General features: G+C 33.8%; 23 protein-coding genes. 6 read left to right on the plus strand and 17 right to left on the minus strand.

Annotated elements, in window-relative coordinates; translation table 11 throughout:
• Positions 1 to 62 precede the first annotated feature (62 nt).
• Positions 63 to 824 carry an exodeoxyribonuclease III gene (locus BM289_RS00135; RefSeq protein ID WP_091489658.1) on the minus strand — a complete coding sequence of 254 codons (762 nt, stop codon included), beginning with the start codon at positions 822 to 824 and terminating at the stop codon, positions 63 to 65.
• Positions 825 to 942: 118 nt separating this feature from the next.
• On the opposite strand from BM289_RS00135, the gene BM289_RS00140 reads away from it, so the two are divergent.
• Entirely contained in the window at positions 943 to 2,745 is a 1,803-nt protein-coding gene (locus BM289_RS00140) for a GNAT family N-acyltransferase (RefSeq protein ID WP_091489660.1), read from the plus strand.
• Positions 2,746 to 2,814: 69 nt separating this feature from the next.
• Here the strand turns inward: BM289_RS00140 and BM289_RS00145 are convergent, their stop codons facing one another.
• The 5 genes from BM289_RS00145 to BM289_RS00165 form a co-directional block, all read right to left on the minus strand.
• Positions 2,815 to 3,912 (minus strand): suppressor of fused domain protein, encoded by a 1,098-nt coding sequence (locus BM289_RS00145; protein ID WP_091489662.1) that lies wholly within the window; start codon positions 3,910 to 3,912, stop codon positions 2,815 to 2,817.
• Between the two features lie 298 nt (positions 3,913 to 4,210).
• The gene (locus tag BM289_RS00150) at positions 4,211 to 4,582 is read right to left on the minus strand and encodes a DUF805 domain-containing protein (protein WP_091489665.1); all 372 of its coding nucleotides are present in this window, start codon (positions 4,580 to 4,582) and stop codon (positions 4,211 to 4,213) included.
• 198 nt (positions 4,583 to 4,780) lie between these two features.
• Positions 4,781 to 5,059 (minus strand): TM2 domain-containing protein, encoded by a 279-nt coding sequence (locus tag BM289_RS00155; protein ID WP_091489667.1) that lies wholly within the window; start codon positions 5,057 to 5,059, stop codon positions 4,781 to 4,783.
• Positions 5,060 to 5,076: 17 nt separating this feature from the next.
• On the minus strand, positions 5,077 to 5,493 hold the full coding sequence (locus BM289_RS00160) for a DUF805 domain-containing protein (RefSeq protein WP_091489670.1): 417 nt from the start codon (positions 5,491 to 5,493) through the stop codon (positions 5,077 to 5,079).
• A gap of 180 nt (positions 5,494 to 5,673) precedes the next feature.
• Positions 5,674 to 6,624 carry a 2-hydroxyacid dehydrogenase gene (locus tag BM289_RS00165; RefSeq protein WP_091489671.1) on the minus strand — a complete coding sequence of 317 codons (951 nt, stop codon included), beginning with the start codon at positions 6,622 to 6,624 and terminating at the stop codon, positions 5,674 to 5,676.
• A 257-nt stretch (positions 6,625 to 6,881) separates the two neighbouring features.
• Here BM289_RS00165 and nhaA point away from each other — a divergent pair, with 257 nt between their 5' ends.
• Positions 6,882 to 8,027, plus strand: a complete 1,146-nt coding sequence (gene nhaA, locus BM289_RS00170; RefSeq protein WP_091489674.1) for a Na+/H+ antiporter NhaA — start codon at positions 6,882 to 6,884, stop codon at positions 8,025 to 8,027.
• Positions 8,028 to 8,036: 9 nt separating this feature from the next.
• A complete protein-coding gene (locus BM289_RS00175; RefSeq protein WP_244165297.1) occupies positions 8,037 to 8,558 on the plus strand; it encodes a hypothetical protein in 522 nt (173 codons plus the stop codon).
• A 237-nt stretch (positions 8,559 to 8,795) separates the two neighbouring features.
• On the opposite strand, the gene proC is transcribed toward BM289_RS00175, so the two are convergent.
• From proC to BM289_RS00225, 9 genes are all read right to left on the minus strand, one after another.
• Positions 8,796 to 9,572, minus strand: a complete 777-nt coding sequence (gene proC, locus BM289_RS00180; protein WP_091489680.1) for a pyrroline-5-carboxylate reductase — start codon at positions 9,570 to 9,572, stop codon at positions 8,796 to 8,798.
• A gap of 111 nt (positions 9,573 to 9,683) precedes the next feature.
• Positions 9,684 to 11,033 carry a magnesium transporter gene (gene mgtE, locus BM289_RS00185; protein WP_091489683.1) on the minus strand — a complete coding sequence of 450 codons (1,350 nt, stop codon included), beginning with the start codon at positions 11,031 to 11,033 and terminating at the stop codon, positions 9,684 to 9,686.
• Positions 11,017 to 11,802 (minus strand): 16S rRNA (adenine(1518)-N(6)/adenine(1519)-N(6))-dimethyltransferase RsmA, encoded by a 786-nt coding sequence (gene rsmA / locus BM289_RS00190; protein WP_091489685.1) that lies wholly within the window; start codon positions 11,800 to 11,802, stop codon positions 11,017 to 11,019. The genes mgtE and rsmA overlap by 17 nt, the downstream gene beginning before the upstream one ends.
• Positions 11,803 to 12,113: 311 nt before the next feature.
• On the minus strand, positions 12,114 to 12,425 hold the full coding sequence (locus tag BM289_RS00200; protein ID WP_091489692.1) for a DUF4286 family protein: 312 nt from the start codon (positions 12,423 to 12,425) through the stop codon (positions 12,114 to 12,116).
• A gap of 157 nt (positions 12,426 to 12,582) precedes the next feature.
• Positions 12,583 to 14,364 (minus strand): tetratricopeptide repeat protein, encoded by a 1,782-nt coding sequence (locus BM289_RS00205; RefSeq protein ID WP_091489695.1) that lies wholly within the window; start codon positions 14,362 to 14,364, stop codon positions 12,583 to 12,585.
• A gap of 85 nt (positions 14,365 to 14,449) precedes the next feature.
• Positions 14,450 to 15,283 carry a prolipoprotein diacylglyceryl transferase gene (lgt, locus tag BM289_RS00210; RefSeq protein WP_091489697.1) on the minus strand — a complete coding sequence of 278 codons (834 nt, stop codon included), beginning with the start codon at positions 15,281 to 15,283 and terminating at the stop codon, positions 14,450 to 14,452.
• A 68-nt stretch (positions 15,284 to 15,351) separates the two neighbouring features.
• The gene (serS, locus tag BM289_RS00215) at positions 15,352 to 16,623 is read right to left on the minus strand and encodes a serine--tRNA ligase (RefSeq protein ID WP_091489702.1); all 1,272 of its coding nucleotides are present in this window, start codon (positions 16,621 to 16,623) and stop codon (positions 15,352 to 15,354) included.
• A gap of 158 nt (positions 16,624 to 16,781) precedes the next feature.
• On the minus strand, positions 16,782 to 17,711 hold the full coding sequence (locus BM289_RS00220; RefSeq protein ID WP_091490687.1) for a PA3715 family protein: 930 nt from the start codon (positions 17,709 to 17,711) through the stop codon (positions 16,782 to 16,784).
• A gap of 135 nt (positions 17,712 to 17,846) precedes the next feature.
• Positions 17,847 to 18,386, minus strand: a complete 540-nt coding sequence (locus BM289_RS00225) for a DMP19 family protein (protein WP_091489704.1) — start codon at positions 18,384 to 18,386, stop codon at positions 17,847 to 17,849.
• A gap of 136 nt (positions 18,387 to 18,522) precedes the next feature.
• Here BM289_RS00225 and BM289_RS00230 point away from each other — a divergent pair, with 136 nt between their 5' ends.
• The 3 genes from BM289_RS00230 (at position 18,523) to BM289_RS00240 (ending at position 20,022) form a co-directional block, all read left to right on the plus strand.
• Positions 18,523 to 19,026 carry a hypothetical protein gene (locus BM289_RS00230; protein ID WP_091489707.1) on the plus strand — a complete coding sequence of 168 codons (504 nt, stop codon included), beginning with the start codon at positions 18,523 to 18,525 and terminating at the stop codon, positions 19,024 to 19,026.
• A 17-nt stretch (positions 19,027 to 19,043) separates the two neighbouring features.
• On the plus strand, positions 19,044 to 19,484 hold the full coding sequence (locus BM289_RS00235; RefSeq protein ID WP_091489710.1) for an SMI1/KNR4 family protein: 441 nt from the start codon (positions 19,044 to 19,046) through the stop codon (positions 19,482 to 19,484).
• Between the two features lie 88 nt (positions 19,485 to 19,572).
• A complete protein-coding gene (locus BM289_RS00240; RefSeq protein WP_091489712.1) occupies positions 19,573 to 20,022 on the plus strand; it encodes a protease complex subunit PrcB family protein in 450 nt (149 codons plus the stop codon).
• 3 nt (positions 20,023 to 20,025) lie between these two features.
• Here the strand turns inward: BM289_RS00240 and BM289_RS25870 are convergent, their stop codons facing one another.
• Complete coding sequence (locus tag BM289_RS25870; protein WP_091489715.1) at positions 20,026 to 21,582, minus strand: patatin-like phospholipase family protein; 1,557 nt, start codon at positions 21,580 to 21,582, stop codon at positions 20,026 to 20,028.
• A 147-nt stretch (positions 21,583 to 21,729) separates the two neighbouring features.
• Positions 21,730 to 21,957 (minus strand): CDGSH iron-sulfur domain-containing protein, encoded by a 228-nt coding sequence (locus BM289_RS00250; protein ID WP_091489718.1) that lies wholly within the window; start codon positions 21,955 to 21,957, stop codon positions 21,730 to 21,732.
• Positions 21,958 to 22,240 lie beyond the last annotated feature (283 nt).

Below are 22,240 nucleotides of genomic sequence, written 5' to 3' on the forward strand. Positions count from 1 at the left end.
AATGCCAAACTTTAATGTCAATTTTAAAACTTAAATTCTTTCAGCAAGAACAATACCAAAAATTAATCAATTTCGACTAAAACAGGACAATGATCTGAATGCATCGCGTCTGGTAGTATAACCGCTCTTTTCAATCTCTTTTCTAATACATTGCTAACCAAATTATAATCGATACGCCAACCTTTATTATTTCCTCTCGCACCTGCGCGGTAACTCCACCATGAGTAATTATGAGGTTCTTTATTAAAATGACGGAAACTGTCGATAAAACCCGATTTCATAAAAGCATCCAGCCAAGCACGTTCTGCCGGAAGAAATCCAGAAACTGTTTTATTACGCACCGGATCATGAATATCAATTGCTTCGTGACAAATATTATAATCACCACAGATAATCAGATTTGGAATCGTCAATTTTAGTTCATCTATATATTTTTGAAAATCATCCATAAACATAAACTTATGGTCCAGTCTTTCGATATTAGTCCCAGACGGAAGATATAAGCTCATTACCGAAACATCATCAAAATCGGCACGAAGATTTCGGCCTTCAAAATCCATGTGGTGAATACCCGTTCCGTAAACAATATTATTGGGTTTTGTTTTAGACAAAATGGCTACGCCGCTGTATCCTTTTTTAGTCGCAGGATAGTAATATTGAAAAGGATAACCTGCTGCTGTGATATCGTCAACTGGAATCTGATCCTGCGTTGCCTTTATTTCCTGAAGGCAGATTACATCAGGACTTGCTTGTTGCAGCCACTCAATAAAACCCTTGTTTATCGCGGCACGAATTCCGTTTACGTTATAAGAAATAATTTTCATCAGTGATTTTTTTAGGATTTCAAATGTAATAAAAAAGTGCAAAGTTTATGTTGGAAACAATGAAAAGTAGACTTTTTTGTTATCTTTGTTCGCTGTTCTAATAAATTAAAAGTACTACATGGGTTTAGTTACCGCGAAAGAAGTTGCAAAGGCAATAAATGTTGAAAAGTACGGAGTTCTCGGTACATTTTCTGGCTGGATTCTTATGAAGGTTCTTAAGATCTCTACCCTTAATAAAATTTACGATCGTAATAAACATTTGGAAGACCTTGCGTTTTTGAACGGAATTTTGGATGAGATGGAAATCAAATTTGAAATACCGGAAGAAGATTTAAAACGTCTACCAAAAGATGGTGCCTATATCACGATTTCTAATCATCCGCTTGGAGGAATTGATGGTATTTTGCTTTTGAAATTAATGCTTGAAAGAGAACCAAATTTCAAAATCATTGCCAACTTCCTGTTACACAGAATTGTTCCGATGAAAAAATATATTATGCCGGTTAATCCTTTTGAAAACCATAAGGATGCAAAATCGAGCGTAATTGGTATTAAGGAAACCTTACGTCATTTAAGTGATGGAAAACCGTTGGGAATTTTCCCTGCCGGAGAAGTTTCAACTTATAAAGATGGAAAATTAGTAGTAGATAAACCTTGGGAAGAAGGCGCTCTGAAATTAATCAGAAAAGCTAAAGTTCCGGTTGTTCCAATTTATTTTCATGCTAAAAACAGTAAATTATTCTACTGGCTTTCTAAAATTGATGACACTTTAAGAACGGCAAAATTGCCTTCTGAACTATTAACTCAGAAAGACCGTGTGATTAAAGTTCGTATCGGAAAACCGATTTCTGTTAGTGAACAAAACGAAATCGAATCTTTTGAAGAATACTCAGAGTTCTTAAGAAAGAAAACCTATATGCTGGCCAATCCGTTTGAGAAAGACACCAAACTGCTTGACACTGCAAGTCTTAAAATACCAAAAGCGCCAAAAAAAATCGTAACGCCAGCAAGCGAATCAAAACTGATTGATGAAGTTCAGGCTTTAAGAGACAGCGATGCAAGATTCCTACAAAGCAAAAACTACGAAGTTTTCTTTGCAAGTGCCAAACAGATACCAAACATTTTACACGAAATTGGTCGTCTTCGCGAAATTACTTTCCGTGAAGTGGGCGAAGGAACAAATGAATCTATCGATATAGACGAATACGATCAATATTATCACCATATGTTTTTATGGGATGATGAGACCAAAAAAATTGCCGGAGCTTACCGAATGGGATTAGGTTCTGAGATTTATCCTAAATACGGAATCGAAGGTTTTTATTTAACGGATCTTTTCAGATTTGAGCCGGAACTTCATGACATGATGCACAAGTCGATTGAAATGGGCCGTGCTTTTATTGTAAAAGAATATCAGCAAAAACCAATGCCTTTGTTCTTATTATGGAAAGGTATTATTCATACAACATTACGTCATCCTGAACATAAATATTTGGTTGGTGGTGTAAGTATCAGTAATCAGTTCTCCGATTTCTCTAAATCTTTGATGATTGAGTTTATGAAATCAAACTATTACGATCCGTATATTGCACAATACATTCATCCGAAGAAAGCATACAAAGTTAAACTAAAAGATGCCGACAAGGATTTTATCTTCGATGAAGCAGAATCTGACTTGAATAAATTTGATAAAATTATTGACGAACTGGAGCCAGGAAACTTACGTCTTCCGGTTTTAATTAAGAAATACATCAAACAAAATGCACGTGTAGTTGCTTTTAACGTTGATCCACTTTTCAATAATGCTATCGACGGTTTAATGTACATCAGAATTGCAGATATTCCAGAAAGCACTATGAAACCGGTTATCGAAGAATTTCAGATTGAATTGGAAAAGAAATTATCTGAGAAAGAAGATTAAAACAATCTATCATAAAAAATAAGACTCATAAAGCTAAACATTTATGAGTCTTATTTTTTTATACTATTCTTAAACAACCTCTTGTCGTTCGAAACTAAATATTTCTTCCCCAATAGTATCCAGTTTATCCAGTATAAATTTAGAACCAGACTCTTTCATTACCGTCCATTCATTATCTGAAACTGGCACAATCCATAAAAAATTAGTCTTTGAATCTCCAAAAGCGGGCACATTCATTTGAGGCAGAAGTTTTAATTTATTAGTCAACACTGCATACTTAAATTTATTGCTAATAATGTTTTGGAATTCTACTGTATGCCCTTCCGCCAAAAAAGTGATATAATCCCAAGGTATTGTCGTAATGCCACTTATCAGACTTGCTACATTATTTATTTCATCATTGGTTAATCCTGATTTCAAAATAATTCCAAGTTCGATTCTATTTACTTTACTTGGATCTTCATAATACATCTCAACTTTTGGCTGCGGTCGCAATGATACCGCTACGGTTGCAAAAACAATTTTTTCTTGTCCTTCGTATACATAAAGACCTTTTGGAGGCCATTCTGAATTATCGATTGCATAATACTTCTCGCTTTCTCCAAATATATCATCGTAATAATGCAAAATTTTGGGCTGTAAAGATTGGAAAGGATTCTCCTCTTCGTTCCATGCTTTAATAAAAGAAATTGTATTATTTACCCGTTTTCTCATTTCATTATCTTCAGAAAGCTCCCAGGCAAAATTGCCTTGACCAGCACAATCTCGAGCGTATCCGAAGAATCCTTCCTCTCCTCCCCAACTTGGAATTACAGCTAAAATTTCTCCATTTTCCAATAATGCAGCTCCATCTCCTTCTTCCAACCAGACAATTTCTAAGTTCTTCTCATTAAGACTTTCTTGACCATCAGGAAATTTGCAAAATTCTTTGGGTAACATTGGTGGTACACCTTTTTCCATCAATTTCACCTCTATTTCTTCAGGTGCTTTACTTAAATTTCTAATCCAGCAGCTTTTTACACCAAAATCTTCATTATCGCCAAACAAATAAAAATAAGCCGTTCTATTATCTTGTTCTACAATTGCAGTGATTGGACAACTAGGACTTCTTAATTCAAGAATAACCTTGGGTTTTTCAATCTTATTATTTCTGCTAAATAATCCCATAATTCTTTATTATTTTTTTTCAGATTAAAATTCATATTGAAGTAACGATTTTTATTTTAAAAAAGCATTATCCTCAACAAAAACTCTTCGTCTTTACTCCATTAAATCAAAAACCCATTTGGAAAATCAAATGGGATTCTTACAATAATTCTCTGAAAATCTAGTATTACATTTTCTACTAATAAAACATTTATTACAGAAACCTTTTTGGCCAACAGCGGAACCTTCGCTTTATCCAGAGAAAAATCCCATCCTTTTTTGGTGGAAGGGATTTCTTAATTACAATTTTTATTTAAAACTAGTTAAGATCTTTTCCAATCTCCTTTAAGTCTTCGAGTTCGCTTTTAGGGTCTGCACCATATTGATTTGGACCTTTTTGTCCTTCCATAGCAGCCAAATATATATCATACAATGGAATGAGAATAAACCAACCGCTTTTACCAACATCGTGCATTCGTCGAACTCCAACTGCAATAGAAGGAATTAAAACTGCCAAACTAAATATGTAGGCTAGCATTGCAAGACTTGACGAGATTATACCAAGTACTAAACTCAGAATTACACTAATTATAACGTTCACCAAAACAACCGTCCAAAATTCTTTTCTTCTAGCTCTTCCGTTAAAATTGGCATAGTTTTCAAAAACTACTTTTTTGTACATTTCTAACATAATATTCTTTTTTTCAATTATCCTACTCTTATGGATTTTCGGTTACTCCATGCTTACTAATTAAAAGCAAGATTACCGACTGTTAAATTTATTTATAGGAATAAAAAGTCATTATTATATCAGATGAAGACATTTTTAGACACAAAAAAACCCACTCATTTCTGAATGGGTTCTTTTAAAATATGATAGCTTATTAGATTAAAACCAGCCTTTTTTTCCAACCTGATAAGTTTGGTAAAATTCTTCATCTGATTTTGTCAAATAAATGATTCCTTCAATAAATCCGATTATACCGCCAATTCCGCAAGTAACTACACCAATTACTAATTGTATAATTCCTTCCTGAGTATAACCTAAAACAAATTTATGAATACCTAAATATCCAAAAAGTATTCCCATAATTCCGGCTAATACTTTCTTATTCTCTTGCCTTGGTTGAGACGGCGTATTCCAACTTTCTGGTTTTGTTGTTTCCATTTTTTATATTTATTTAGTTAATTATTAATTCCAATGTCATTAATTTCTCCATTTATATTTTTCGGGTCTGGTCCATAATAGTTGTCTCCGTACTCTCCTTCAGTTATTAATAAAACGAGCACCCAAATTGGTCCTGCCAAAGGAATTAAAGCAACTAAAATAGTCCAGCCACTTTTACCAATATCATGCATTCTTCTTACCGTAACAGCCAAAGATGGAATTAAAGAAGCTATTAAATACAGAAAAATTAGTCCGAATGCAATTGGAAAACCTATCATCCCACCAGCTATTACTGAAATCATTACTGCTAAAATAATGAAACCAAAAAGAAGGAGAGATGTAACAAGACGAAAATACCAATATTCACTTCTTCTAGCTCTTCCGCTAAAATTTGCATAGTTCTGAAACATTGCAATTTTATACCATTCAATCATAATTAAATTTTGTCAATTTTCACAAAGTCTCCTCAGTAGTTCTCTATTTCAAAACAAGAGTTATTTAGACTCATTCTTCAAAACTTGGAAACAATATTATTAAAAATTAACAAATAAAACTAATCTCACTAAATAAAATTTACAAGAAAAAACTCGTTATTAAATTCTAAAGCCTGTAGGCTATTTTTTATCGTAAACTGCTTTAATTTTATCGACAATAACCTGCGCCAAACGCTCATGGCTTTCAAAAGTCCAGCCAGCGATATGAGGCGTAAGCAAAACATTCTTGGCTTCTAAAAGATACTGAAAGGCTTCAGGAGTATTCTTATCCTGAAAAAGAGTTTCGAATGAAAGTTTCTCATATTCCAAAACATCAAGTCCTGCTCCTAAAACCTTTTTCGATTTCATCGCTTCAACTAAATCTGCAGTAACAATGTTTTTACCTCTAGATGTGTTAATGATCCAAAACGGCTTTTTAAATGCATTTATAAAGCCCGTATTAACCATTTTATCAGTTTCTGGAGTCCAAGGAAGGTGAAGACTTAAAACATCTGTTTTTTCCTGTAATTCAGCCAGCGAAACTTGTTTGGCATTTTCATCACCAACATTATCCAAAATATCATAACAAAGCACTTCGGTATCAAAACCTCTCAGTTTTTTAGCAAATGCTTTTCCCATATTTCCGTAACCGATAATTCCAACTGTTTTGAGATCCAGTTCATGCCCGCGGTTGCTCTCTCGATTCCATTGCCCTGATTTTACTTCGGCGTCGGCCTGATTCAGATTATTGAACAAAGACAAAATCATCCCCAAAGAATGTTCTGCAACGGCATTTCTGTTTCCTTCCGGCGCGGCGATAAGATGAATTCCTTTTTCAGCGGCATAATCACAATCAATACTTTCCAAACCAGCTCCTACTCTAGCTATAAACTGCAGGTTTGTTGCACTGTCTAAAAAAGTTTTATCAATCTTGAATCGGCTGCGGATTACGATTCCGTTGTAGTCTTGTATTTTTGCTTCTATCTCTTCTTTTGAAGATTTAAAATCGGCGTGATTTTCAAAACCCGCTTCTTCTAATTGGTTCCAGAGAACTGGATTATTACTGTCGATATGAAGAATTTTTATGCTCATTATTTTTTGATTTTTTACAAAACAAAAATACAGTTAATTTGATCTCGCGAAGACGCAAAGGCGCAAAGTTTTTTTGTAAACATCACAGAGATTTAAGAAGATTAGCTGTTTCTTTAATTGAAGTTCCCTAATCAAAATAAAACTTTGTGCCTTTGTGTCTTTGTGGCAAATCCTTTTTTTATTGCTTAGATTTTTTCTAACTTTGAAAGTATTCGGATTAATAAAATCCATTCTCTAAATCTTCAGAATCCTTTCAGATGAAATTAACCAAAACCTTTAAAGCCTTTTTTGAAAACGAAAAATCAGGAGGAATTATCTTGCTCTTTGTCACGATTTTATCTCTTTACCTAGCCAATTCCTCTTTTCAAGTTCCGTATGTTGCTTTTTGGGAAAAAGAAATTTCAGGACATTCTATCACAGAATGGATAAACGATGGCTTAATGACCATTTTCTTCTTATTGATTGGATTGGAATTGGAACGCGAAATTTATCATGGTGAATTATCCAATTTCAAAAATGCTTCTTTACCAATAGTCGCCGCTTTTGGCGGTATGATAGTTCCTGCTTCCATTTTCTTGGTATTAAATTATGGAACTACAACTCAAAACGGTGCAGGAATTCCGATGGCTACAGATATTGCTTTTGCAATCGGGATTTTATCGCTTCTTGGGAATAAAGTTCCTGCTTCATTAAAAGTATTTTTAACGGCTTTGGCAGTTATTGATGATCTAGGCGCTATCATTGTTATCGCTGTTTTTTACAGCACATCTATTTCATTTTTAAATCTCGGAATTGCACTTGCTATTTGGTGCGTTTTGTTTGTTTTAAACCGAATGAAAATCCACAATTTGATTCCGTATTTAGTCGGCGGTGTTGTCATGTGGTATTTTATGTTAAATTCAGGCGTTCATGCGACTATAACAGGAGTCATTTTAGCTTTTGTAATTCCGTTTGGCGATGGCGGAGAAAAAACATCTTCTTATAAACTGCAGCATTTTTTGCATCAGCCGGTAGCCTTTTTTATATTACCGCTGTTTGCTGTCGCCAATACAGCTTTAACCATAACCGAAAACTGGCACGAAGGATTAAATCACTCGAATTCATACGGAATTATTCTAGGGCTTGTTGTAGGTAAACCACTAGGCATTTTATTATTTTCTTCTGTTGGTGTAACTTCAGGTTTATGCATTCTTCCAAAAAACTTAAAATGGGCACACATTTTAGGTGCAGGAATGCTAGGTGGGATTGGTTTTACAATGTCAATTTTTATAACAGTTTTGGCCTTTAAAAATCCTGAAATAATTGTTTTCTCTAAAATCGCCATTCTGATTGCCTCCTTCTTAGCAGGCTTTATTGGTTTTGTGTATTTAAAGTATATTTTGAATAAAAACACAGTAATTTAATCTTCTATTATGACTAATTTTCGATTTTTTCTTCTGTTTATTTCTTTCTTGACTTTCACTTCCTGCAATCAAAAAACAGGGCAACTTTCTTCTATTGAAACTGTAAAAAATGAAAAAATAGTTTCCAAAGAAAATCCTAAAAATGAAGTTGAAGGAACATATATAAATACAACAGGTGATTGTCCGATTTCTGTAATTATTTCCAAAGACAAAAACGAATACCAATATATTTTTAAAACGGCTATTCGCACTTTAAAAGGAAAAGCTAAATATTCACAAAACAGTTCTGGAGAAAAGTATCTTGTTCTAGAAGGAATTCAATGGGATGAATACGAAGGTGATATTAGCAATGAAGAAGAAAATGATTCTGTTTCTCCAAAAGATCTTGAAATTCCAGTTGGTATTGATGCTTTGTATGTAAAAGATACTTTGACAATTCAAAATTATGGTAATGCTATGAATTCTTATACTAAGATTTCCGAATGTGGGTTGAAGTACATACAGCTGATAAAATCAAATTCCAAAAAATAAAAATCCCAAATTCCAATTCCAAGCTATTCGATAATGTTTGTCATTCTGAGGAACGAAGAATCACACTAGAAACTCCGCATTCAAAATCGTCAATCTTTGCCGACTTACTCTTGTGATTCTTCGTTCCTCAGAATGACAAAACTAGGCTTTAACTTTACAAAACAAAAAATTCCAAACCCCAGCAAAATTGGAATTTGGAATTTATCCCGAAGCCTCGGGATTGGAATTTCTTTAAAACTAACCTTTAATCTGTTTCAAAGAGGTTTTGATTCCTTTAATTAATGACGAACTGAAACCATTATGTTCCATTTCATTTAAACCGACAATTGTACAACCTTGTGGAGTTGTTACGCGGTCAATTAATTGTTCTGGATGCACTCGTTCTTCTAAAAGCATTTTGGCGGCTCCTTTTACAGTTTGAGCCGCAATGGCTAAAGCGGTATTAGAATCAAATCCAATTTCGATTCCTGCCTGCATAGAAGCTCGGATATAACGTAATGCATAAGCGGTTCCACAAGCACCTAAAACGGTAGCCGCATCCATTAATTTTTCGTCAATTACAGGAGCTGTTCCTAAATCTTGAAACAAGTCAACAATTGGCGCAGCATTTTCTTTGTATTTTTCAGGGAAAGAAATACAGGTTGCTGATTCTCCAAATTGTGCCGCAATATTTGGCATAATACGCACAACCGGATATTCAAAATTTGTTTTGGTCTGAAGCATTTCCAAAGACAATCCGCTTACTGCAGAAGCAATGGTTTTGTTTTGGATAACAGGTAAAATTTCAGCTAAAACAACATCAACCTGATACGGTTTTATCGTTAAAATTACCACATCGGCTTCTTGAATATTGTGTTTGTTATCTTTAGATACAGTGATTCCGTATTCAGATAAATACTGAATACTTGCTGTATTTCTTCTGGTAACGGTAACTTGATTGTTTTTCGAAAATTTAGCGATTCCCAAGGCAATAGAAACCCCAAGGTTCCCTCCTCCAATAATGTGTACTTTCATTCTTCTTGGTTTGAATTTATGATGGCTGATTAACAGTATATTTTCCGCCTGTAAATTACGCAGATTTTAGAGATTTTAAATCACTCTAAAGGGCTAATTTGTGGCAAAAATCTAGAATCCAAGAATCAAATTTGCTACACCAAAGTATAACATGATTCCGAATACGTCATTGGTCGTTGTTATAAACGGACCAGTCGCAATTGCGGGATCAATTTTATTTTTATTCAAGAAAAGTGGTACTAGAGTTCCCAAAGTTGCAGCAAACAAAATTACGACAATCATAGAGATTGAAATAGCAAATCCTACTAAATATTGCTGATACATTATTGAATGATAACAAAGTAATAGCAAAGAAATGATACTTCCTGAGATCATCGAAACTGTAATTTCTTTAGTAAAGTATGCACGGCTGAAATCTTTCAAGGTTCCGTTTGCCAAACCTTGCACGACGATTGCCGATGCCTGAACTCCAATATTTCCTGCAGTTGCAGAAAGTAATGGCACAAAAATAATTAAAGTGGAATATTTTTGGAATGTACTTTCGTTTCCTTTCAAAACAAAAGAAGCTACGATTTCAATTACCATTCCAATCAAAAGCCAAGGCAGACGAGCTTTGGTCAATTCGTAAACGCTGTCATTCGATTCAACGTCTTGCGTAATACCTGCGGCTAATTGGTAATCTTTATCTGCTTCTTCCTTGATTACGTCTACGATATCGTCAATGGTAATTCTTCCCACCAAACGCCCCAATTCGTCGACAACCGGAATAGCCTCTAAATCGTATTTCTGCATGATACGCGCAACTTCAACGTCTTCCGTATCAACATTTACAAAATTTAATTTTCGGATATAAACTTCACCAATCTGAGTTTTGGTAGAAGAAGTCAGCAAGTCTTTAAGAGAAAGTCTTCCTTTTAGACGATTTTCATCATCAACCACATAAATAGAATGTACTCTGGAAACGTTTTCAGCCTGAATACGCATTTCTTTAACGCAGGTTAAAACATTCCAGTTTTCATTTACTTTTACAAGCTCCTTCCCCATCAAACCACCGGCTGTATTTTCGTCGTAACGCAAAAGATCTACAATGTCTTTGGCGTGTTCAACGTCAACAAGTTCAGAGATTACTTCTGCTTTTATTTCCTGCGAAAGCTCTGCGATAATATCGGCAGCATCATTTGTTTCAAGCTCATCAAGCTCTTCCGCGATTTCTTTTGGTGAAAGTCGGCTTAAGATATTTTCACGCAGATCTTCTTCCAATTCCAGAAGAATTTCGGCTGTTTTATCACTATCTAAAACCTTAAAGATATAAGTTGCCTCGTCAAAATCTAATTCGTCTAAAATTTCGGCAATATCGGCATGGTGCAGATCATTAAGTAAAACTTCTAGTTCACTGTCGTTTTTCTTATTGATCAGCTCCTCTAACTGGTGTATAAATTCTTTACTAACTTTGAACTCCATCGGTTTCTATTTTTAGAGTTAGTTCAATAAACTCATCGACACTTAACTGCTCCGGACGTTTATCAAAGATAGTGTCTTCTCGCAATTGATCTGATAAATTTAATGTTTTCAAACTGTTACGTAATGTTTTTCGTCTCTGCTGAAAAGCGGTTTTCACTACTGTAAAAAATAACTTTTCGCTACACGGAAGGCTGTAATCTTCCTTTCGGGTCATTCTCATCACACCCGATTTCACCTTGGGCGGAGGAATAAAAACGTTTTCATCAACCGTAAACAGATACTCTGTATCATAGAAAGCCTGAGCTAAAACTGATAGTATTCCGTAGGTTTTCGAGCCTTTCTTTTCACAGATACGCTCGGCTACTTCTTTCTGAAACATTCCTGAAAATTCCGGAATCTGATGTTTTAAATCTAATGTTCTAAAAACAATCTGAGAAGAAATATTGTACGGAAAGTTACCAATTATGGCAAACTGTTTGTCCTGGTAAACTTCATTTATATTATACTTCAGGAAATCCTGAGAGATAATTTTGTCTTTTAATTTCGGATAATGTGCATCCAGATACGCTACAGATTCGGTATCAATCTCAATAACGTGTGTCGTAATTGGCTTTTCAAGTAAATATTTAGTAAGCACACCCATTCCTGGCCCTATTTCCAGAACCTCTTCATATCCTTTAAGACTTAAAGTATCTGCAATCGCTTTTGCGACACTTTCGTCTTTAAGGAAGTGCTGTCCTAAATGTTTTTTTGCTTTTACTTTTTCCATTTCATTTCTTGTTTGTCACGAGGCTGCAAAAGTATTGTTTTTTTTTGCCACAAAGGCTCAAAGACACAAAGATTTATTCTTTTCTCTCGATTACAATAAGAAAATTGTCTTTATTTTTATCTATTTTATTCTTAACTGGAAATTTACTCATCCTTTCACTTAAACGCAAAAAGCTGTAAAACCTTTCTACTTTTGATAATTTCAAAAAGTCTTCCTGTTGTTGCCTATTACTTTCTTCTTTTGTTTGAAATCGAATTTCCACGAATTTCCTAATAAAATGAAAACCGTGACTGTGACTGAAAACTAAAAAATTAGTGCTCTGAAATAACCTCCAACTCCGTTCTAAAAGAAAGCATTTTATCTGCAAATAAACCTAAAGCTTCTCTATGAAATTCAGGTTCGTCTTCGATATAAAACTTATCCAGCGTTTCTTTGCTGTCTGTAACATATTGAGTTGAATAAGTAATTCCGCCCATTTCTTCTTCAACCAAAACTTTTACTATTCTCGCCGAAGAGAATTTATTAGTAGCCAGAATTTCTGGTATGTGTTTTTCCTGCATCCATTTTAACCATTGGTCGTGAACGCTTTCGTGTATGTTTGTGGTAACGTTGTAAATAATCATTTTTTCTAAGGTTCTGAGATGCTGAGATGCAAAGGTTCTGAGTTTTTTTCTCTTACTTCTTGAATCTCTTCAAATCACGATATTATTATTTTTTTGATTTCAGATTTTTGATTTCAGACTTTAGATTTCAACAAGAATCTAAAGTCTGAAATCTGAATTATAAATTCTTATCCCCTCTTAACTCACGGTATTTTTTTCTGGCATCGACAAAGTAAATACTGTCTTGATGATTAAAAATTACCTTTTCATATAAAGGTTTTGCCTTTTCGGTGTCTTTTAGTTCGTCGTTGTAGATTTCTGCTGAGAAAAATAAGGCTTCGTCAACATAAATTCCGTCACTGTGATTGTCAATAATCTGTTGATATTGGCTTAAAGCCGAAGCAAAATCTTTCTGGCTTTCGTAAACTTTTCCTAAACGAAGTAACGTTACAGCTTCTATTTCCTGACCTTTAAAGTTTTTTAAAATATTTTGAAACTGCGTGATTGCTTCTTGTTTTTTATTCTGATAAATTAAAAAATCTCCTTTTGCAAATGCTTTCAAAGCGACTTGGGTCGAATCAGCTGCTGTATTATCATTAATTAAAAGAAAATATTCTAAAGCATCATTTGCAATTAACTGTGTATTGGCAGCTTTTAATTCTTTAAATTGTTTATTTGCCCATTCAAAATCGCCTTTGTAATAACTTGTTTTTGCTGCTTTCAAACTGGCTTCGTGCGCCATTACGTCATTTTTTAAATCCAATTGAATCTGCGAATAATAAATAAGCGCCTGATTATACTTCTCTTCCAAAAGCAGAATATCGGCCAGCTCCATTTTAGCATCGGCTTTTTGATATTCATTTAAATTCAATTCTAAAGCCTTTTTGATAACCGCCTTTCCTTCTTCAGTCTTTTTCAAATTAAAAGCCAGAAAATGTGCCTGAATAATCTGCAAAGATAAGGTAAAAGGATTGATTTCGTAAGTTGTCAGCAATTGCTTTAATTCCTGATCAATAACCGGATAATCCTTTTCCTGTGCATTATCAATCTTTATCTGCATTAAATACGAATTGGACTGAATCAGCAAACCTAAATCTTTGGTATTTTGAAGAATAAAGTTCAGAATTTCAACGGCTGTTTCGTCATCGTCTTCACTCATAGCAAACTGACTCAGATTAACGATGCTCATCAAAGATTCCGGTTCACGTTTGTAAATGGCTTTTTCCTGAATAAAGGCTTTACCAAATTCTTTCTGCTGTACATAAAACCAACTCAGATAATGATTCCAAAAAACATCCTGATCTTTTTGGGTTCTAAGAATTAATGCTTTTCGCATGGCATCTTTAAAAGCCGTATTATCCGTTTCCCCATTCATAAACCGGGACAACTGCGTCTGAATCAAACTGGTATTCTGCGGATTCGTGAAAGATTCCGTCAACAGTAAATCGATCATCAAATCGGTTTTACCCAATTGACCGTACAGCATTCCGATTTGAAAATTGAAATTGAAATTCGGCTGTACCTGCATTGCCGTTTGATACGATTTTAAAGCATATTCCAGTAATACTTTTTTCTCAAAAGAACTCGCGATTCCGTAGACATCGTTTGGACTTGTTTTTATCTTTTCAATTGCCTGTTCGTAGTAATTTTTAGCTTTCGAATCGTTCTTTTGTAATTGAAAATTGTATCCTAACTCCACCAGAAAAACACCTTGCTTGTAACGATTGTAACGATCCTGAATTGCTTTTTCGGCATTCGCAAACTGCTGTAACTGCTGATAACAATCGACAGTTCGCAAAAAATACTGTGTATTCGAAGGCGCACCTTTTAAAAGTTCTTCGTAACTGATTTTTGCTTTGTCAAAATCACCTTTGTCGTAATAATACTGCGCTAGCTGCTCGTTTTGTCCAAAGGCAAAACCAGAACATAATAAAACGATACAAATCAATATGTTTTTCATACTGCTTTTTTTTTAGTTTTCAGTCGCAGTCTCGGTTCTCAGTCTCACAAACTGTAAACTGAGACTGTAAACTGGGACTTTTTTTTTAGTTACTGTAAACTGGGACTTTTTTACTTTTCCAAATAATCAAAACCAAGCCAATTACTATGAACGGAATACTTAAAATCTGTCCCATATTAATCAGCATATCGTTTTCAAAAGCTTCCTGATTTTCTTTGAAGAATTCAATTATAAATCGAGCTGCAAATAATAAAGTTAAGAAACTTCCAAAAATTAAACCTTGTGCATTTCTAATTTTCTCCGATTTATACATGTAAAACAGAATTACAAAAATCAACACATAAGCAAAAGCTTCATATAATTGCGTTGGATGTCTCGGAATTAAATCGTCTCTTTCAAAAACAACTCCCCAATTTCCGTTGGTTGGTTTTCCGTATATTTCAGAATTCATGAAATTCCCCATTCTGATAAATGCTCCTGTTACAGGAACCGCAACCGCCATTTTATCCAGAAGTCCCAAGAATTGTACTTTGTATCTACGACAATATAAAATCATTGCTGTAATTACACCAATCGAACCACCATGGCTTGCCAATCCCTGATAGCCTACAAACTCATAAGCACCTTTTATTTTCTGAATTGGTAAAAGAATTTCTATCGGATGTTTGAAGAAATATTCTGGTTCGTAGAATAAACAATGTCCAAGTCTGGCCCCCAAAACGGTTCCGACAATAACATAAATCAGTAAAGTATCGAGATTGTCTAGAGAAAGATTCTCTTTTTTGTAAATATTTCTAACAATATAAAAGCCCAGAAGAAGTCCACAGGCAAAAAGAGCTCCATAATATTTTAAAGGAAAACTATCTGTGATCCAAAAAATAACGGGATCGACATTCCAGTTTAATACTCCGTTTTTCATTAGTCGCAGTTTTAGTAATTTTAAAGAAACCTGACAGGTTTTTGAAACCTGTCAGGTTTAGCTTCAAATTAATTTATAATATCAAATCCGCAGTAAGGACGTAAAACTTCAGGGATTACGATTCCTTCCGGAGTTTGGTAATTTTCTATAATTCCAGCCAAAACTCTAGGAAGCGCTAATGAACTTCCGTTAAGTGTATGAGCCAATTGATTTTTTCCATCTTTGTCTTTGAAGCGTAATTTCAAACGGTTTGCCTGGAAAGTTTCAAAGTTAGAAACAGAACTGATTTCTAACCAGCGGTCTTGTGCTGTAGAAAACACTTCAAAATCATAAGTCAAAGCAGATGTGAATCCCATATCTCCTCCACAAAGGCGTAAAACTCTGTATGGTAATTTTAGTTCTTTTAAAATTTCTTTTACATGTTCTACCATTCCGTCCAATGCAGCATAAGAGTTATCAGGATGCTCCACACGAACAATTTCTACTTTATCAAATTGGTGTAAACGATTCAATCCGCGAACGTGTGCTCCGTAAGAACCTGCTTCACGACGGAAACATGGTGTATACGCAGTATGTAAAACAGGAAGGTCACTTTCGTTCAAAATGACATCGCGAAATAAATTTGTTACTGGAACCTCAGCGGTTGGAATCAAATATAAATCATCAATTGTAGAATGATACATTTGTCCTTCTTTGTCTGGTAATTGTCCCGTTCCAAATCCTGAAGCTTCGTTTACCAAATGCGGCACTTGAACTTCGTTATATCCCGCAGCGGTATTTTTGTCTAAAAAGTAGTTGATTAAAGCACGCTGTAAACGAGCCCCTTTTCCTTTATAAACAGGAAATCCTGCTCCGGTGATTTTTACACCCAATTCAAAATCGATAATATCATATTTCTTTACCAATTCCCAGTGAGGTTGTGCGCCTTCGTGTAAAACTGGAATATCTCCCTCCTGGAAAACATTTAAATTATCATCTGGCGTTTTTCCTTCTGGAACAATATCTGCCGGAAGATTTGGTAAAGTATATAATTTATTAGTTAACTCAACAGCCAAAGCTTCTGCTTTTTCGCTCAGTTCTTTGCTTTTTTCTTTTAGTGAAACTGTTTTTTCTTTTAAGATTGCTGCTTTAGCTTTCTCTCCAGCTTTCATCAATTCACCAATATCTTTGGACAATTTATTAGATTCTGATAAAGTATTGTCTAATTCCACTTGTGCAGCACGACGATTTTCGTCTAATTGAACCACTTCTTCCACAACGCTTTTAGCATCGATATTTCGTTTTGCTAAAGCTTTGATTACTTTCTCTTGATTTTCTCTAATAAATGCAATTTGTAACATAGCTTGATTTTTATACTATTGTGTTTTTTATAACGGAAGCAAATTTAAGGAAATGTTTGTTAACAATAGGTCAAAGTTTTGCAGTAAAACCGAAATCTCTTATAAACATCAAAAGCACTCTAAAAGTGCTCTTGATGTTATTTCGAAATTCATGTTTTTTACTCTAAAAAACGATGCCTGTCATCTCTATTAAAAGCGTATTCTTTGCCGTTAAACATTAATTTCTCGGATTCTTTTTTGATTTTTAGATTGCTCTTTTCTTCCATTTCATTTTCTAAACTGTCCTCGACAGCTTCTTCATAAGAAAAGTTTTTAGTTACAATCAAATCATAAAAGCCATTTGTTTTATGATTTCCAAAACTCATTCCTGTTTCTAAGGTTTCGATTTGGTAAGTTCCACTTCCATTCGAATCTCCGTTAGTAAGACGGATGGGATATTCATAAAGGACTTTTTTAATTTCGTTGTTTGCAAGCGTGAGCAATGTAAATTTTTGTTCTGAATATAAAACAATTCTACTGCTTGCACTGGCTTCTGTATAAAAACCAATCGCAGGCGTATTCTCATTCAAATAGACCAAATCCTTTAAAATATGTGATTTCGAAAATCGAATGGCTTCGTTGTGATAATATCCGAGATTATCATCAAACTCTTCAGCGATTATATCCCCGCTTTCTCGATTGACAAATAAATATTTTCGCTGAAAGTAATTGCCTAGATTTTCGTAGCCATCTGCTTTGGAAATCTTTTTATTGTGCTCAATAATAGTCAGGACAAAAAAAGCAGTTTTATCGTCGTAGTTGATTGAGCTCGTCTCATCCATTTTAATGTTTGAGTATTTGATATTCAGATTTGATGCAACCTTAGAAAGCAAAGGCAGATTCAACTCTTCCGAATCTTTAATGTCATCCAGATTTTTAAAAACGAGTTTTTTAAGCTCCTTATTATTATTATTATTATAATCAGCGTCTGTTTCTGTCAGCGAAAGCAGTTCTTGATTCTGAATCTCTGCTTGGTTTATCGTTTTTTCACTCTTTCCGCAAGCGAATAAAAACATCAAAACTCCACTGTAGAGTATCGTTTTTTTCATAGGCATCAATTTGTTAGTAGATTTTTTTGGGCTTTTCAAATATATAATTTTCTTACAAACACAACTAAAAAAAGATCCAATTATCAAATAATACTCTAAGAAATCAATAATTACAAGGCTTTACAATCTAAAGTTTTAGCCTCTTTTTATTTCATGACCAACAAATTCTTCCAGTGTTTTAAACATTTCTTCTACCGAAAGCACTTCTGTGTCTGGATGTGATTTTAAAAATGAGGCATTCAATTCAACGATACTTTCATCCAATTCAAAATAAGCATTATTATTTAAAAGATCGCGAAACGGATTTGGGGTATCAAACTTAGACTGTAAAAATTTCCCAAGTTTGATATTGCTCTGCAAACGCAGTTTTCGGGATTGTTCTTTAAACAATTCCAAATGTTTTTTGGCACCAATTAATTCCAAGCCTTCTTCAATAAGTTCGTTTAATTCTTTATTCCAGCCAGAATCATGAACGAATTTAGAAAAATTTCCTTCTGCATATTTTGAAGCATAAAAATCCAAATAGTAACTCATCAAAGCGTCTTCGTGAATCAAATCGTCATCTATTTTTTCTTCACGCATTAAATTGATTACCGAAATATTCGAATTTACAACGTCTTGCGGGTTTTCGCTATTTGCCGCCGTTTCTGAAATTATGATTTTACCGAATTCCATTTGAGTTTATTTAAAAGATTGCTTTTGCAAAGTTGAGGGAAATTATATTATGTTTTGAAAAGAAGAAAAGATTATTTTAGTATTTAAAAAAATCCTTGTCATTTAAAGCAAGATTGTTAAAAACGATAAACTATTCATGAAAATAAAAAGCTTGATATTTAAAGTTCCCGAACCTAAATTAAAGATCGTAAAGCAACTTATAATTTATATATCTGAAAAACATTCTGAAATAATCTTTGCACCAGTTTCCAAAGAAATAGAAGCAGGCTATACTTTTGAACAACAACAGTGTGAAGTAATTAATCTTAAAAGTTCAAACGAAATTATTGGAGAAACTTTTAAAAGAAATTTTCAGAAATTCAATATCGATAAAAATAAAAATGCTTCTAGTAAAATATCAGATTGGCCTGCATTAAAAGCAAGTAAAGAAAAAACTAAAGTTGCGTTTGAGAAAAATTACACTCGTTTAATGGTTAATGGAGTTACAGAATATAATAACTTTTTCGAAATTGAAACAGTCTTAAATTACCCCATAAAAATTGAACTCACTACAACAATATCATCGCATTGTGAAAACTCAGAATTAGGTCAACGTTTATTAAGAATATATAATTGTGATATTTGCGAAAGAGTAAAATAAAACATAAAGTATGAGTTATGTCTACAAATTATAATTTAGAAAAAGAATTCCTTCAAAAGGTCGAAAGTAAAAATGATAATCAAAATAAAAGACAAATATTAAATAATGATCAAATAGAAAAACTTCTTTCAGAATACCCTAAACTACCTCAAGATTATATTGTTTATCAGCAAGAAATTGGTTCGGGAAGTTTTATGCAAGGTCAATTTAACATCACATCTTCTTTATTTGATTTAGAAGATTTAGGTTTGGAAGATCACTTTGAATTAAAATCTAATGTTTGGTTTTTTGGAGATAATTTCTGTGGCGATTTTTCTGGTTTTGATTTTGACCACAATGACGGAACTGTTGTTGAGTTTTGGCATGAAAGCGGAGAGCTTTATTACACAAACAAATCTTTTCAAAGTTACATCAGAGAGCAAATGTGCATGGATGAAAATGGAAATGAAATCCGGTAAATCAAAAAAACTAAGTAGCTTTAACGCAACCATTTAAAAAAAATCAATCTGTTAAATAAATAGTATTATTAAACTAATAACCAAAACCATGAAACAGATATTCTTATTTTTTAGCATCTTATTTGCATTTACAAGTTGTGACAATGACGATTTACCAATCACTAATGTACAATATTCATCAATTGCTAAAGGAGATTCTTTTCCTAATGATCAAAGCATTGCACCAAGATATTTAGTTATTAAAAACTCTAAAAGTTGGAATAATTTAATGACTGAAATGAGCACTCCAAATAATTTAGTAAAAGAATTCAGCGAGACTAACATTGACTTCAATAAATATCAAATTATTGCCGTTATTGACAGAACAAACGGAAATGGCGGACATTCTATAGATATTATGAAAATCAGCCAAAACCGTAAGACTGTAATTGTAAAAGTTGAAAAATTAAAAAAAGGAGACCTAACAGCTAGATTATCTAGACCTTACGATATTGTAAAAATAGAAAAGACAAACAAAAAGGTAGTTTTTGAGCAATAGTACTTAAAACCCCTTATTCTCAACCAACAGCCCTTTCAATTCATCAGCCTTCGAATAAGCTGCAAAACGTCCAGAAAGCAGCAACATTTCTTTTTCTTCGGGTGTTATTTTGAGTTTGGTCTCTACGTGAGACGAATATTCATAAAGTATTAAAAGTTCGCTGGCACCAAAATCTTTAAACTTTTCTTTGTCTAAACTGGAAAGCAAAACTTCGCCATTTTTGTCTTTTTTAAAACTTTCCAAACCAAATTTTGAAATCAATTGAGCTTTAAAATCGTCATGTAGTTTCAGCCAGCTTGCTGCTTCATCATCACTGTTTTTTAGTTCCGTAATCAAAGATTCGTATTTTTCATCTTTTTTCAACTTAGACAAATGATTCCGTAAAGTCGTAAAACCAATAACCTGATAATTGGAAGTTGGGATTTTATAGCGTTCCAAAACCGTTTCGACATCTCTTTCAAAAGTCATATATCGAGTTTGAACCGTGTACAAAGAGGCTGTTTCTAACAAAGAAATCAATCTGATTTTACCATCATTTATATAAGGCGACTTTTTTCCCTGCCCCAAACAATCAATAAAAAGTGCTTTTTTGTTTTTGTCTTTCACTTTTGTATCATTGTGAAGCAGTTCGATCAAGGTTTCATACCCCATATTGTCTGATGCTCCACCATCAACCACACATAAAATCTTATCTTGATTTTTGATTCCAAATTTGGTTTTTGGCAAAACGCCAGGAAAAGCAGAACTCGCTGTGATGGCATACGTAAGCGGAAAATCGTAACCATTATTTATTTGATTTCCGTCAAGCGGAAGGGATGCCTTATTGGGAGCCAAAGACGAATTGATTTTTAAAGCTCGAATAATATGTGGCATAAACGGAAAACGTTCTCCGTTATTATAAGCCGTTCCATTAGCAACCATTATGGGCAATTGCGGATTTAATTTGCTGTCTTTTGGAATAAAAAAATCAGACAACTGCATCTGTGTTTTAAACTTATTCTGATTTTCTGGATTTGTACTGTCGTATTGCAAAACTTCCAAATCTAATCGCTGTGCCATAGAAATTTTTTCTCCTTTTTCGTTTCGACTATTATTAAGAAGAGAAAAAAGTGTAGCTGATTTATTGACATCTGATTTGAAGGCATCGGCTTTAGAAAAGTAAAACTCATTGAAAGTGCAATTATCGTATTGTAGTTTGTTTTTCAGAATCGTCAAATAATATCCTGCAGAAAAACATCCTCCTGAAACGGTTGAAAAATAATCTACTTCTTTTAAAAAGTTACGATCCGATTTTTCTTCCTGAATTTCTTCCAATCCCAAAAGCACACCCAAACTAAAAAACTGCGCTCTAGATCCACCGCCCGAAATCCCGACTCCCAAAGCGACATTTGGATTCTGGAATCGCGCATCCCGTTCCTGAACCGATTTGTACTCGTTCAAACTTACTGCAGGAATCGAGTTATAATTAATTTCCGAAAATAGGTTTATTTTATTTTGAGCAGTTGCTACATTTGCTAAAAGAGTCAAAAAGAGTCCTATAGAAAGTCTTTTAAATATCATAAATCGAAAACATTATTTGATGCAGATAAAATTAATTGAATTAATTCAAAATGAAATAGTTGTATTTCTATTTTTTCATAATAATAACATAAAAAAAACCGCATCCAAAAAGAATACGGTTTCAAAATATTGTAAGCTAGAAAAATCTTAGTTTGTTTTCATTGGCGGTAAATCAAACGCAACAGAATCATGTTCGAAGTTGTTTCTGTGTCCTCCGTCGCAGAAAGGTTTGTTTTTAGATAATCCGCAACGGCAAAGTCCAAGTGCTTGTCTTCCTTGTAAACCGTAAAGTGCTCCTTCTGGATCCATGATTTCAAAATCTCCTTCGATTTTAATAGATCCGTTTTTATTGATGATTAATTTCGTCTTGCTCATAATTTATCTTTGTTTTTTTCGGACGGCAAAGATTGCGAAATATATTCTCATTTATAAGCGCTAAACGTAGTTTAAACTCGTTCTATTTTATGTTGGATTTGCCACGAAGGCACAAAGACGCAAAGTTTATTTATTAAATTGAAATAATCTCACAACCCCGATAGTTATCACGAGCCGAGACTCAAATAATTTTAGAATTGCGTCCAGCTTTAGCTAGATGTAATAAATAAGATTCTACAAAATGGCTTTAGCCAAATGCGCAGGTTTGGCCAAAGCCCAATCA

This window comes from Flavobacterium phragmitis (genome assembly GCF_900112575.1).
Classification (GTDB): domain Bacteria; phylum Bacteroidota; class Bacteroidia; order Flavobacteriales; family Flavobacteriaceae; genus Flavobacterium; species Flavobacterium phragmitis.

Excerpts from the sequence above, each read along its gene's own strand:
- BM289_RS00250 (WP_091489718.1), bottom strand. The coding sequence starts at position 21,957 with ATGAGCAAGACGAAATTAATCATCAATAAAAACGGATCTATTAAAATC.
- nhaA (WP_091489674.1), top strand. The coding sequence starts at position 6,882 with ATGAAATTAACCAAAACCTTTAAAGCCTTTTTTGAAAACGAAAAATCA.
- BM289_RS00220 (WP_091490687.1), bottom strand. The coding sequence starts at position 17,711 with ATGAAAAAAACGATACTCTACAGTGGAGTTTTGATGTTTTTATTCGCT.
- BM289_RS25870 (WP_091489715.1), bottom strand. The coding sequence starts at position 21,582 with ATGATATTTAAAAGACTTTCTATAGGACTCTTTTTGACTCTTTTAGCA.
- BM289_RS00175 (WP_244165297.1), top strand. The coding sequence starts at position 8,037 with ATGACTAATTTTCGATTTTTTCTTCTGTTTATTTCTTTCTTGACTTTC.
- BM289_RS00160 (WP_091489670.1), bottom strand. The coding sequence starts at position 5,493 with ATGATTGAATGGTATAAAATTGCAATGTTTCAGAACTATGCAAATTTT.
- BM289_RS00140 (WP_091489660.1), top strand. The coding sequence starts at position 943 with ATGGGTTTAGTTACCGCGAAAGAAGTTGCAAAGGCAATAAATGTTGAA.
- BM289_RS00155 (WP_091489667.1), bottom strand. The coding sequence starts at position 5,059 with ATGGAAACAACAAAACCAGAAAGTTGGAATACGCCGTCTCAACCAAGG.
- BM289_RS00240 (WP_091489712.1), top strand. The coding sequence starts at position 19,573 with ATGAAACAGATATTCTTATTTTTTAGCATCTTATTTGCATTTACAAGT.
- serS (WP_091489702.1), bottom strand. The coding sequence starts at position 16,623 with ATGTTACAAATTGCATTTATTAGAGAAAATCAAGAGAAAGTAATCAAA.
- BM289_RS00235 (WP_091489710.1), top strand. The coding sequence starts at position 19,044 with ATGTCTACAAATTATAATTTAGAAAAAGAATTCCTTCAAAAGGTCGAA.
- BM289_RS00150 (WP_091489665.1), bottom strand. The coding sequence starts at position 4,582 with ATGTTAGAAATGTACAAAAAAGTAGTTTTTGAAAACTATGCCAATTTT.
- BM289_RS00165 (WP_091489671.1), bottom strand. The coding sequence starts at position 6,624 with ATGAGCATAAAAATTCTTCATATCGACAGTAATAATCCAGTTCTCTGG.
- BM289_RS00145 (WP_091489662.1), bottom strand. The coding sequence starts at position 3,912 with ATGGGATTATTTAGCAGAAATAATAAGATTGAAAAACCCAAGGTTATT.
- proC (WP_091489680.1), bottom strand. The coding sequence starts at position 9,572 with ATGAAAGTACACATTATTGGAGGAGGGAACCTTGGGGTTTCTATTGCC.
- BM289_RS00230 (WP_091489707.1), top strand. The coding sequence starts at position 18,523 with ATGAAAATAAAAAGCTTGATATTTAAAGTTCCCGAACCTAAATTAAAG.
- BM289_RS00200 (WP_091489692.1), bottom strand. The coding sequence starts at position 12,425 with ATGATTATTTACAACGTTACCACAAACATACACGAAAGCGTTCACGAC.
- BM289_RS00205 (WP_091489695.1), bottom strand. The coding sequence starts at position 14,364 with ATGAAAAACATATTGATTTGTATCGTTTTATTATGTTCTGGTTTTGCC.
- rsmA (WP_091489685.1), bottom strand. The coding sequence starts at position 11,802 with ATGGAAAAAGTAAAAGCAAAAAAACATTTAGGACAGCACTTCCTTAAA.
- lgt (WP_091489697.1), bottom strand. The coding sequence starts at position 15,283 with ATGAAAAACGGAGTATTAAACTGGAATGTCGATCCCGTTATTTTTTGG.
- mgtE (WP_091489683.1), bottom strand. The coding sequence starts at position 11,033 with ATGGAGTTCAAAGTTAGTAAAGAATTTATACACCAGTTAGAGGAGCTG.
- BM289_RS00225 (WP_091489704.1), bottom strand. The coding sequence starts at position 18,386 with ATGGAATTCGGTAAAATCATAATTTCAGAAACGGCGGCAAATAGCGAA.
- BM289_RS00135 (WP_091489658.1), bottom strand. The coding sequence starts at position 824 with ATGAAAATTATTTCTTATAACGTAAACGGAATTCGTGCCGCGATAAAC.